This window comes from Dechloromonas sp. CZR5 (assembly GCF_008711155.1).
In the GTDB taxonomy this organism is placed as follows: domain Bacteria; phylum Pseudomonadota; class Gammaproteobacteria; order Burkholderiales; family Rhodocyclaceae; genus Azonexus.
In genome coordinates, this window is the sequence record NZ_VUYQ01000002.1 from 247,569 (window position 1) to 259,716 (window position 12,148).

Below are 12,148 nucleotides of genomic sequence, written 5' to 3' on the forward strand. Positions count from 1 at the left end.
GTGGAATTTTAATCGCCGGGGAGGTACAAACCAACCATGAACCACGAAAAAGCCCTGGTCTGGTTCCGCCGCGACCTGCGCGACCACGACCACGCCGCCCTCAGTGCGGCCCTGAGCAATGCCCGCCACGTTTACTGCGCCTTCGTTTTCGATACCGACATCCTTGATGCGCTGCCCTCCCGCCAGGACCGGCGCGTTCATTTCATTCGCGAATCGCTGGTCGAACTCGATGCCGCCCTGCGTTCCCGCGGTGGCGGCCTGATCGTTCGGCATGGCCGGGCGGGCGACGAAATTCCGGCGCTTGCCGCCCGGCTTGGCGTGGCCGCCGTCTTCGCCAACCGCGATTACGAACCGGCGAGCAAGGCGCGCGATGCGGCCGTTGCCGAACGCTTGCAGACATGCGGTATTTCGTTCATCGACGGCAAAGACCAGGCAATTTTCGACGGCAACGAAGTCCTCACCCAGGCCGGCAAGCCCTTCACGGTTTTCACGCCGTACAAGAACGCCTGGCTGAAGCGTCTGACGGCTGCCGACCACGCCGAATGGGCGTGCGACGGAGAATTGGCAGCGGTCGAGACAACCGGCGTTCCTTCACTCGAACAATTGGGCTTCCTGCTCACGGACCTGGAAAAAATCGGCATCCGCCCCGGCATGAGCGGCGCCCGTACGCTGTGGGACGATTTCCGCGCCGGACGCATTGCGCGCTACGGTGAGTTGCGGGACTACCCGGCGATCAAGGGCGTTTCCTATCTGTCCGTCCATTTGCGTTTCGGTACGCTGTCGATTCGCGAACTGGTCCGTACCGCCGTTGCCAGGGAGGCTAACAGCTGGTTGAACGAGCTGATCTGGAGAGACTTCTACTTCATGATCCTCGACCGCTTCCCGCATGTGGTCGGCCAGTCATTCAAACCGGAGTACGAAGCGATTCGCTGGGCGGACAGGCCTGCCGGATTCGCGGCCTGGCAGGATGGGCGGACAGGCTACCCCCTGGTCGATGCGGCAATGCGCCAACTCAAGGCCAGCGGCTGGATGCACAACCGGCTGCGCATGATCGTCGCCTCCTTCCTGAGCAAGGATCTCGGCCTCGACTGGCGCCTGGGTGAGCACCATTTCGCCGGGAAACTCAACGATTTCGACCTGTCGGCGAACAACGGGGGATGGCAGTGGGCCGCGTCGACGGGCTGCGATGCCCAACCGTATTTCCGTATCTTCAACCCGGTCACGCAGTCGGAGAAATTCGATCCGGAAGGCAAGTTCATCCGCCGCTATGTGCCGGAACTGGCGGCCGTGCCCGACAAATACATCCACGCGCCGTGGCGGATGGGGCGCGTCGAGCAGGAAGCAATCGGAGTGGTGATCGGCCGGGATTACCCGGCGCCGATCGTCGATCACGCCCAAGCCAGGGAAGAAACCCTGGCCCGTTATGGCGTGGTCAGAAAAACCGGCTAGGGCTTGCGCCGGGCCTGGGTATACCCGGCGACCAGCCCGAGCAGCTCCTCTTCATCGTAGGGCTTGCCCAGATAATGGTTGGCCCCGATCTCCAACGCATAGTTGCGGTGCTTGTCGGCCGTCCGCGACGTGATCATGATGATCGGCAACGTGCGCAGGCGCTCGTCGGCACGAACGTTCCGCACCAGGTCGAAACCGTCCATGCGCGGCATTTCGATGTCGGAGAGGATGACGTCGGGCATGACATCGATCAGCTGCTCCAGCGCATCGACGCCGTCCTTGGCGAGGATGACCTGATAGCCTTCCCGCATCAGCAAACGGCTGGTGATCTTGCGCACGGTCAGGGAATCGTCGACCACCATCACCGTGGGCAGGTTTTCCATCTCGGCCACCGCCGGTTCCGGTGCCACGGGAACTGCCGACTGGACACTGACCACCGGCGTCCGGCTCGACAGGGCCACCGGATTGAGGATCAGCACGACCCGTCCGTCGCCCAGCACGGTAGCGCCGGCAATGCCGACCACACGGGCCAGCTGGGCGCCAATGTTCTTGACCACGACTTCCTGGTTGCCCTTGAGCTCATCGACCAGAACCGAGACGCGTTGCGTGCCCGAGCGCAGCAGCAAGACCCAGTATTGACGGTGGGCTTCGGGCATTGCCTCGGCGTCGCCCAACAGATGCGGCAGGTAATGGAAGGGATAGCGATGCCCCTGCCAGTTGACTTCGCCTTGTTCGCGAATGGCGGTCAGCCCCTTTTCCTTCATTTCCATGACCTGCTCGATCATGGTCGACGGCACGGCATAGAGGTGGCTGCCGGCACGGATCAGCAGCGTTTGCGTGACGGCCAGGGTCAGCGGCAGATAGAGGCGGAAGGTCGTTCCCTTGCCGGCTTCGGAAACGATTTCGATGCGGCCGCCGAGTTCGGAGACTTCGGTCTTCACGACGTCCATGCCGACGCCCCGGCCGGCGAGCTGGGTCAGCTCGGCTGCCGTCGAGAAACCGGGCTGGAAAATGAGGTCGTACAAGGCAGCCTCGTCGGCCGCCTGCCCCGGTTGAAGCATGCCCATGGCCTCGGCCCGGGCGCGGATGCGTTCCGCATCCAGCCCCTTGCCGTCATCGGACAGGGCGAGAATGATTTCGTTGCCTTCCTGCGCCAGCTTGACGGTGATTTCGCCCACCTCCGGCTTGCCGACGGCGATCCGCTGCTCCCGGTCCTCGATCCCGTGCGCAACCGCGTTGCGCAGCATGTGTTCGATCGGGGCCAGCATCTTGTCGAGCACCGAACGGTCGATATCGACCTGCCCGCCCACGATATCGAGGTTGGCACGCTTGCCCACTTCCTTCGCGGTCTGGCGAACGATGCGATAGAGACGCTCGGTCTGGCTGGCGAACGGCAGCATGCGCACGCCCATCAGTTCCTGCTGCAGACTGCGGTTCAGGCGCGACTGGGCAAGAATGGCCGCGTTGGCATCGTCAAGATTTTTCAGCAGGCTCTGCTGGACGGTTGCCACGTCGTTGACCGATTCGGCCATGAAGCGGGTCAGTTCCTGGAAACGGGTAAAACGATCCAGTTCCAGCGGGTCGAATTCCACCTCGCCGCCCGGCGCATGCGTCACCTTGGCCTGAATCTGGGTTTCGGCCTGAATTTCGATCTCGCGCAACTGGCGGCGCAGACGAATCACGTTCTCCGTCAGTTCGAGCAGTGAGCCTTTCAGGCTGCGCATCTCGCCTTCGATCCGCGCTCGAGCAATGGACAACTCGCCGGCTTCGTTAACCAGGCGATCGATCAGTTCGGCGCGCACCCGCAGGCTGGCCCGCTGACCGGAGGCATCGGATTCCGCTTCGTGTTCGACCGGGCTGAGCGGCGTCGCCACCGGTGCCGGCGCCTCGTCTTGTCCGGACTCTTCGAGTGCTGGTGCTTCGGCGACAACGGCCGGTTCCTGCGGTCCTTCGCGCAGACGCTCGACCGCCTGCGCCAGCATGTCGCAGCCGGACTCGATATCCTCGATAAACGCAGGCGACGCCGGGCCGGCACGCATGGCCTCCTCGACGCGGGTCTCCAGCATGTGCGTCGCTTCGCCCAGGTTCATCGCGCCGGCCATGCGGGCACTGCCCTTGAAGGTATGCAGGAGACGGGCAATCGCGTGGGCAGCGGCGCCACTGGATGGCTCGTTACGCCAGGCGCGCAGTTGTGTCGTCAAGTCACGCGTCAGATCGACCGCCTCTTCGAGGAAGATCGGCAGCAACTGCTCGTCGAGTTCGTCGGTGAGTTGAGGCAGCGCCGGAGCGGGGGCCGCAGCCACCTCGGGCTCGGCACCGGATTCCGGTTCGGTGGCGGCCAAAACGCTGACCGTCCCGGGCAACTGAATGATTTCCGCACTGAGCGGCTCGGCGACATCCTCCACGACGGGCGCTGGATGGAAAATGTCGTCGAGTGCGTCGATCAACTGCGGCTGGTCAACCGGCGACTCCTGGCGAGCCAGGCCGACAAACATGTCCTCCAGGGTAATGATGCTTTGCCGTACGGTTTCCAGGCCTTCGATACTGGCCGGCTGCGCCGACCCATCGCGACGCAACAAGGCGTGCTCCAGGGCGATCGCCAGATGGTGGATCGGCATCAGGCCGACCGTTGCCGCGATCCCGCCCAGTGTGTGAGCCGCCCTCGTCATCTCGAAGGTCATGGGGGCACCGGGATTGGCCTCCAGTACGGCATAGCTGTCGACCAGCATCTGCAGATGCCCGCGCGCTTCCTCGCGGAAGATGTCGAACAGCGTCGGCGAGGCCGTGACCGCGAGAGGCAGTTCCTCGACAACTTCTTCGACGATCTCGGCAGGTTCGAGCGCATCCACCACCGCCGCCTCAACCGGCGCCAGCGGCTCCTCAACAGGCTCCGAAATAGCCGGCTCGGCCTCTTCGGGCAATGCCGGTTCATCAAAGAATGCCGGTAACGAAAAATCAATATTCTCGATTTCCGGTACCGGCGGGACGATCTCAATCGCCTCGACCTGCGGCGCCTGCTCGGCATCAACGAGCGAAACAGGTTCCTCCTGCAATGCCGGCAAGGGCTCCACGGCAGGCTCGACAACCGCCGGCCTGACATCGACCGGGTGGGCTGCAAGCGGCTCAACGCCACGCAACCGGGCGGCGAGCGCTACAACCGCCGAGGGATCCGGCGCCTGCCCCTGCCCGCTGGCCAAGTGCTCAACCCAGGAGGAGAACAGGGCGTGCTCGCCGTCGACCATCTCCATCAACTCGGGGGTTGCCCACTGATCCTGGCGCAACCACAGGTTTAGCGTCTGCTCAAGCTCCCAGGCGGTTTCACCCAGATCGTTGAGACCCACCATCCGGCCGCTTCCCTTGAGCGTATGAGTATTTCGCCGAATGGTCGTCAATGCCTCGACATCGTGCGGATCGGCAAGCAGCAGCGCTTTCTGTTCGCCCATCGTCTGCAGGACTTCCTGCGCCTCTTCAAGGAAGATGGAGAGCAGCTCGGCATCGATTTCCTCGTGCGAGGAATCGGCCAATTGCTGCGTTTCCGCCGAGGGCTCCAGAATCTCGGGCTCCTGGGGCTTGAGGGCGGCAAGGGCGGCATCGACATGATGGCTGTCGAGATCACCGGTTTTCAGGGCCTCAAGTGCCGCCTTGGCACTCTCACCGAGCTCGTGATTGGCGACCAGATCGGCATCCTGCTGGATGGCCTTCAGGTTCTCCTTGAGTTCAGCCTGCAGGCGTTCGTCCCGAGGTGCCTCCTTCAGTGCCTCGGCCAGCGCATGGGTCTCGCGGGCCTGCTTTGCCAATTCGGACTCGACACTGATCGCGGGTTCCGGTACGGCATATTCCTCATCGTCGGCCGATTCCTCTTTTTCGCCCCGCATGCGGGCCACAAAGCCATCGAAATCGGTCTCGCCGCTGGGCAGCGCGTCGACGAAGAAGCCGAGGGTCGACAACTGGTGCGCGATATTCTCGAAGTCTTCTGCGGTGTGCGCCGCGCCGGGCTGAGCCAGCGCATGTACCTGCTGGATGCAGGCAGTCACATTCGAAGCGGCACTCAAATGGCCCAACATGGCCAGCGCGCCGGCGGTCTGTTTGAGCGGCCCGTCAAGAACAGCCAGGTCGTGCTCACCCTCCGGGTCGCGGAAAAAGCCGTCGAGCGATTGCTCGACCTGCGCCAGGTTGTTCTGGATTTCCCGTGCGACCTGACTGATCAGCAGCTTTTCCTGCGCCCGACGGGTCATTTCGTCGAGCAACGGCAATGCGGAATCGGCCGCCGGCCTGCCGGCGATGCAGGCATACAAACGGGCGACCATGAGATCGACCTGCTGGGCAAAATCGGTCCCCAGGCGTTTAAAACTCTCCTGCGCATTCTGCAGCAGCAGGATGGCAGTCGCCACTTCCATGGCAACCGTTTCGCCGAAGCGCGAGGCATCCTCGATCAACCAGTTGGCGATGGCGCCCAAGCCCTGTCCCAAACGCTTGAGATCGGTCTGGGCAATCTCTTCGGTAATCGCCGCGACTGCGCGGGCCTGATCGACAAAAGCCGCCAATCCGGCCGTACTGCCGGACGAACAGACCCGGTTCCATTGCTCTTCGGCACTGGACAGGACTTCGCGCAAGCGGCGCAGGGCGGCATCCTGCGGCTGGCTACCGGCCGCCGCATCGGGTTCGGGCAATTGAGAAGACAACGCAAAGGCCGACTGGACCTGTGAGACGACGCCACCGGCATCGCTGCCCGCCTGTGCAACATGATAGAGGGCTTCGCGCATCAGGCGCTCGGCCAGGCTGTTCGAACCTTCGAGCAAGCGGCGAATCTGCAGATCGATTCGGGCGCTGACCTGACGCACCGAACCATCGGCGTTGACCGCCGGGTCTTTGAGGGATTCGATAAAAGCCAGTGCTGTCCACCAGAAGGATCGTGCCGACTGGGTCTCCTGGGTGGCTTCAATATTGGTCAGCGCGGAGAGCATCAACTGACGCCCTGCCTCGGCCTGATCCGGCTTGGTGAGCCAACCGAGCAGGCCCTTCTGGTATCGCGCCCGCTCGACCTTGAGCACTTGCCGCAATGCCTCCGGCGCCAATTTCTCCACCGCCCCCGTCCGCTTCGGGGGACGAAGCGAGAGATCCGGGAAGAAAAGATCGCTGGCACGTGCCGTCTTGATTCCCCGGACAGCCGCCAGATCGAGATAAACCGGCAGCAAGCGAAGCGGCTGATTCGGTTCGCCGGCCACCAGCTCATCCAGATATGCACGGATACCGACCATCGCCGAACGCATAGCGCCCCAAACCGGCTCACCGGCGGCAACGCGACCATCCTCGACGGCATCGAGCAGGCTTTCCAGCGATTCGGTTACCTGCGTGACGCCATCCAGGCCGACCATGGACAGCGCCCCATGCACCTGGTGCACGTGGGTGCGGCAGAATTTGAGCTGAGTAACGTCCGCATTGGCAACGTAATGACCCAATGCCTCTTCCGCGCGCTCGAGCGCCAGGTCAATTTCGCCCTTGACCCAGGTCAGGGGGCCCAAATCGAATTCAGTTGCCGCGTTCATAGTCTCTCGCGATCGATCTTCGTCAATCCACCTTGAAGCCGGCAACGGAACCCTTGAGTTCGGAAGCCAGTGCGGTCAGTTCATCGACGGCCTCGGCTGTACGCTGGGTACCGGCCGTGGTTTGTTCGGTAACGTTCAGGATGTCCTGCATCAGGCGCGCCACCTGACTGGCGGAATCGGCCTGGCTCTGCGTCGAGCTGGAAATGTCCTGAATCAGGTCGGCCAGATCGCGCGACACCTGTCCGATTTCGGAAAGGGCCTGACCGGCAGCATCGGAGAGCTTCGCCCCCTCGACCACACCACGCGTCGATTGTTCCATGGCGGACACGGCATCCTGCGTGTCGGTCTGAATGGTCTTCACAATCGCCGCAATCTGTTTCGTCGCTTCGGCCGAACGTTCGGCCAGTCGCTGCACTTCCTCGGCAACCACCGTGAAGCCGCGGCCCGCATCGCCGGCAGAAGCGGCCTGGATGGCAGCATTCAGAGCCAGAACGTTGGTCTGTTCGGTAATGTCGGAAATCAGTTCCACGATTTCGCCGATCTCCTGCGAGCTTTCGCCGAGACGCTTGATTCGCTTCGAGGTTTCCTGAATCTGGTTGCGGATTTCGTTCATGCCCTTGATCGAGTCTTCCACGGCCTGCGTACCCTTTTCGGCAGCCATCAGCGACTGGCGGGCAACCTGGGCAGACTGGGTCGCGTTGCTCGACACTTCCGTCATCGAGCGCGCCATTTCCAGCGCGGACTGACCGGCTTCCTTGATCTCGACCGACTGTCGTTCTGCGGCGTCGAGCAGTTGTGCCGAGTTCAAGCGGGCAATTTCGGTGGCGGCCGTCACACGGTTCGCCGCGTCGTTGATCCGGCCGACCAGCACGCGCAGTTCTTCAATCGTATAGTTGATCGAGTCGGCGATGGCACCGGTAATGTTCTCGCTCACGGTCGCGGTAACGGTCAGGTCACCGTCGGCCAAATCGCCCAGTTCGTTCATCAGACGCAGAATGGCGTCCTGATTGTCACGGTTGGTCTGGTCCGACGCCTGGCGTTGCTGTTCGGCAGCAGCCGCACGGCGCTCGGTGTCGTCGAGGTAGACCTTGGCCAGCAAGGCCAGCGTGGCGACGGCAGCAACGACGAGGATGACCAGGAACAAGACGTACATGCCACGGCCGGACGCCCCCTCCTGATAGCCGAGCGCCAGGTCGTCGGTGGCCTTGAGCAGTTCTTCACTACCCCGGAAAATCTTCGAACCGGCCTGCTTGGACAGCACCAGCGGCTGCATGTTGCCGAGAATGCTGGAGATGGCGCCCTGATAGTCCTTGAACGCCGCATTCAGCTCATCCAGCTTGGCGCGGGTATCGGCATCGCTCCCCGTCTTGCCGAGGCCAGCCAGGATGTCGCGGAACGCGTTGGTATCCTTGCCGAGCAGGAAGGCCACCTCGGGGTTGATTTCGTCACCGACGAGCAGGGCCGAGGCGTTCTTGGCGATCCGCTGGGTCAACATCACCAACTGGTTGGCGTTGGCGATTTCACGGGCGCTGGCGCCGGACTGGAGCTTGAGCGTCGCGACCTGTTCGGTCAGTTCCAGCATCGCCGCATTGTTGTTGTCGATGGTTGCCACGTTCTTGCCGAGTTCCACCAGGTTCTTCTCCTGGCCGATCACGGTTTCGGCATTCTTGTCGTTCGGCATCCACAGGTTGGTCAGCGCTTCGATTTGCGGCCGCACGGAATCCGGGGAGGCCGGAACACTGACTGCGCCGACTTCGCCGCCGTTGGTCAGCTGCGTCAGCAGCTTGCCGAAGGTCTCCCGGGAATCCCTCAGCTGGGCGAACGCGACCGCATTACCCTGCAGGGCAAGCGACGAAGCCTTCGCCAGACGCTGGGAGAGCATCCGCATTTCTCCGGCCGCCGCGACATAGGCCGTGTTGTAGGCCGATTCGCGATTGTCACGAAATACCAGGACGGCAATCAGTAACAGCAACAGCACGAAAATGCCGCCCAGCGTCTTCATCTGCTGGATAACCGACTGCCCGGCCAGGAACGACGGCAGGGGAGTCTTGTTCGCCGGCGTCATGTCGGCGGAGACAGTCATCTGAGCACCCGCATTGCCGGATGCGCCAATCTTCGGAAATTTGAAGCCAAAAGCCATGGAACTCCTCCAAGGGGAATGAGGCTACTACCCTCTATCAGACCCCGATATTCATGAAATCCTGATCGGCCAGCAGTTCGCGTACCGACAATTTGTGCCAGACTTTTCCTTGCGTATCGGCAAAACGCTGCCGCCCCCAGGCAGGCATCGATGTATCGGGCGCCTCGGGCGTAAAGTCTTCCGGTCTTTTCAATCCCAGCATCCGCGAGACCAGCAAGGCCGCATTGGTGCCATAGCGGGAACCAATCAACAGCAAGCGCGCATTGGCATTCTGGACAATCGGAGGACCACCGCGGAATACCGAAAAATCGCTGACCGCATGGAGATTGCCGCGAATGTTCGAAATCCCGACGAACCACGGACGGGTCAGCGGAACCGGCGTGACCTGCGACGCCTGGACGATTTCCCCGCCATCGGACAGGTCGACCAGCCAAGCCTCGCCGCCGGACTCCACCCCCAGCCAGGAGGCAGAGCCTTTTCCTTTGGCCGCCTGACTCAGGCGGGTCGCCAGATACTCCTGAAAATCCCGGAGACTTGTCTTCCGTGCCATTGGCTTATGGCAAGGCTGCGATGCGTTGCAACAACTCTTCCGGATTCAGCGGTTTGACCAGGTAGTCGATCGCCCCCTGCCGCAAGCCCCAGATCTTGTCGGTTTCCTGCCCCTTGGAGGTGCAGACGATGATGGGAATCGACTTGGTATCTTCGTCGCGCGTCAGCGTACGCGTGGCCTGATAACCATTCAATCCGGGCATCACGACATCCATGAGGATCAGGTCCGGCTTGCTGGCCTTGGCCTTGGCAATGCCTTCCTCGCCATTTTCCGCAGTACTGACCTGATAACCGGCCTTGGTCAGCACGTCGACCGTGAAAAAGCGCTCGGTGGGCGAATCATCGACAACGAGAATATTCTTGACGGGCATTTCTTCTTCCTGAGCTACGAATTGGATGCAGTTTCGGCCGGCAGCGCAAATGAAGCCACTGTCTGCAACAGACTGTCTTTGGTAAACGGTTTGGTGAGGTATTGGTCGGAGCCGACCATACGCCCTCGCGCCCGGTCGAACAGACCGTCCTTGGAGGACAGCATGATGACCGGCGTGGATTTGAAGCGTGCGTTTTTCTTGATCAGTGAACAGGTCTGGTAGCCGTCAAGGCGCGGCATCATGATGTCGCAGAAGATCACACTGGGCTGGTGGTCGGCGATTTTGGCCAACGCATCGAAACCATCTTCCGCAAGAACAACCTGGCACCCGGCCTGGACGAGAAATATCTCGGCGCTGCGCCGTATTGTGTTGCTGTCGTCTATCACCATGACCTTGACGCCACGCAGTCTCGACAAATCAGTCAATTTACCTGTCCCCTCGGCCTCTTTGCGAGGCACTTTCACTATCGCTGCATCATACTACGGAAGTAATGCCCGGAATCAAACGCAGCAACACGGTCACATCGGTCAGTTGGCGACTTCGGCGACACCAAGATTCGGATAAAATCCGGATCATCTTACCCAATTCCAGTCGTACCCGCCAAGGGCGCGCGCTTCAATGACCCATACCCAAGCCCCCTGCCCGCCACTGGTCCTCGTTTTCGCGGCCAGCGATCCGTCGTCCGGCGCCGGCATCCAGGCCGATCTCCTGACGCTGGCCAGTCTGGGCTGCCATCCGCTGACCGCCCTGACAGCCGTCACCATCCAGGACACCGTCGGCGTTCAGAGTATCCAGGCGCTCGCCGCCGAAACGGTCGAGCAGCAGGCCAGAACCATCCTCGAGGACATGCCGGTCGCCGCTTTCAAGATCGGCGTTCTCGGCAGCGTTGAAAACGTGCTGGCCGTCGCGGAAATCGTTTCCGACTACCCGGACATTCCGCTGATCCTCGATCCGGTACTCGCTTCCGGACGGGGCGACGACCTGTCCGGCGAGGAAATCATCTCGGCCATGCGCGAGATGCTCCTGCCGCAGACGACCCTGATCACGCCGAACGCCCCTGAAGCGCGACGGCTCGCAGAAAGCGACGAAGACGACAACGAGCCGTCGATCGACGTCTGCGCCCAGCGCCTGATCGAGATGGGTGCCCAATACGTACTCATCACCGGCACGCACGAAAATACGCCACAGGTCGTCAACACGCTGTACGGCCCGGATGGCGTCATCCGCCGCGACCAGTGGGAACGCCTGCCCGGCAGTTACCACGGTTCGGGTTGCACGCTGGCCTCGGCAATCACCGGTTGCATCGCCGGCGGCGCCAGCATCGAAGACGCCGTGCGCGACGCCCAGGACTATACGTGGCAGACGCTGAAAAACGGCTTTCGCGCCGGCATGGGGCAGTTCATCCCCGACCGTTTCTTCTGGGCCCGGCATGACGACGATGACAACCCGGACGGCAAGGCCGATGAGCCAAAATAAGCTGCGCGGCCTGTATGCCGTCACGCCGGACCTGGCCAATGGCACCCGGTTGCTTGAAAAAGTCGAGGCAGTCCTGAGCGGTGGATGCCGCATCCTCCAATATCGCGACAAGATCAGCGACAAACCGGAGCAGCTTGCCCGCGCCAAAGCATTGCGTGCCCTGACCCGGCGTTTCGGCGCGACCCTGTTGCTCAACGACGACATCGCACTGGCTTCCCTGATCGATGCCGATGGCGTCCACCTGGGCAGGGACGACGGCAACCTGCGTGCCGCGCGCGCCATTCTCGGCCCCGACAGGGTACTCGGCGCCTCGTGCTATGCTGACTTTGAGTCTGCCGCCGCAGCCTGTGCCGCCGGCGTCGACTACATCGCTTTCGGTGCCGCCTATCCGTCCCCGACCAAGCCGGATGCACCGCGCGCCGCGCTGACATTGTTTACCCGGGCGGCCAGCGAACTGCCCGTGCCGGTTTGCGCCATCGGCGGCATTACGCTCGACAATGCGCCCCCCCTGATCGCCGCCGGCGCCAGCCTGGTCGCCGTCATCACCGACCTTTTCTCGGCGCCGGACATCGCCGCCCGCGCCGCCCAATACCAGCAATTTTTCGAGAGAACCTGAC

At 62.4% G+C, this 12,148-nt stretch carries 8 protein-coding genes; 3 read left to right on the forward strand and 5 right to left on the reverse strand.

Annotation, left to right across the window (positions count from 1 at the left end; all coding sequences use genetic code 11):
* Positions 1-36 precede the first annotated feature (36 nt).
* Positions 37-1,449 (forward strand): deoxyribodipyrimidine photo-lyase, encoded by a 1,413-nt coding sequence (locus F1002_RS06255; RefSeq protein WP_150428160.1) that lies wholly within the window; start codon positions 37-39, stop codon positions 1,447-1,449.
* On the opposite strand, the gene F1002_RS06260 is transcribed toward F1002_RS06255, so the two are convergent.
* Genes F1002_RS06260 through F1002_RS06280 form a run of 5 tightly spaced genes read right to left on the reverse strand, consistent with a single transcriptional unit; the run spans position 1,446 to position 10,444 of the window.
* On the reverse strand, positions 1,446-6,995 hold the full coding sequence (locus F1002_RS06260; protein WP_150428161.1) for an Hpt domain-containing protein: 5,550 nt from the start codon (positions 6,993-6,995) through the stop codon (positions 1,446-1,448). The genes F1002_RS06255 and F1002_RS06260 overlap by 4 nt on opposite strands.
* A 22-nt stretch (positions 6,996-7,017) precedes the next feature.
* Positions 7,018-9,135, reverse strand: coding sequence for a methyl-accepting chemotaxis protein (locus F1002_RS06265; RefSeq protein ID WP_150428162.1), 2,118 nt, complete (start codon positions 9,133-9,135; stop codon positions 7,018-7,020).
* A 37-nt stretch (positions 9,136-9,172) separates the two neighbouring features.
* A complete protein-coding gene (locus F1002_RS06270) occupies positions 9,173-9,685 on the reverse strand; it encodes a chemotaxis protein CheW (RefSeq protein ID WP_150428163.1) in 513 nt (170 codons plus the stop codon).
* A 4-nt stretch (positions 9,686-9,689) separates the two neighbouring features.
* Positions 9,690-10,055, reverse strand: coding sequence for a response regulator transcription factor (locus F1002_RS06275; protein ID WP_150428164.1), 366 nt, complete (start codon positions 10,053-10,055; stop codon positions 9,690-9,692).
* Positions 10,056-10,069: 14 nt separating this feature from the next.
* The gene (locus tag F1002_RS06280; RefSeq protein WP_150428641.1) at positions 10,070-10,444 is read right to left on the reverse strand and encodes a PleD family two-component system response regulator; all 375 of its coding nucleotides are present in this window, start codon (positions 10,442-10,444) and stop codon (positions 10,070-10,072) included.
* A 229-nt stretch (positions 10,445-10,673) separates the two neighbouring features.
* On the opposite strand from F1002_RS06280, the gene F1002_RS06285 reads away from it, so the two are divergent.
* Both F1002_RS06285 and thiE read left to right on the forward strand, forming a co-directional pair.
* On the forward strand, positions 10,674-11,531 hold the full coding sequence (locus F1002_RS06285; protein ID WP_150428165.1) for a hydroxymethylpyrimidine/phosphomethylpyrimidine kinase: 858 nt from the start codon (positions 10,674-10,676) through the stop codon (positions 11,529-11,531).
* Positions 11,518-12,147 carry a thiamine phosphate synthase gene (gene thiE / locus F1002_RS06290; RefSeq protein ID WP_191090322.1) on the forward strand — a complete coding sequence of 210 codons (630 nt, stop codon included), beginning with the start codon at positions 11,518-11,520 and terminating at the stop codon, positions 12,145-12,147. The genes F1002_RS06285 and thiE overlap by 14 nt, the downstream gene beginning before the upstream one ends.
* Position 12,148 lies beyond the last annotated feature (1 nt).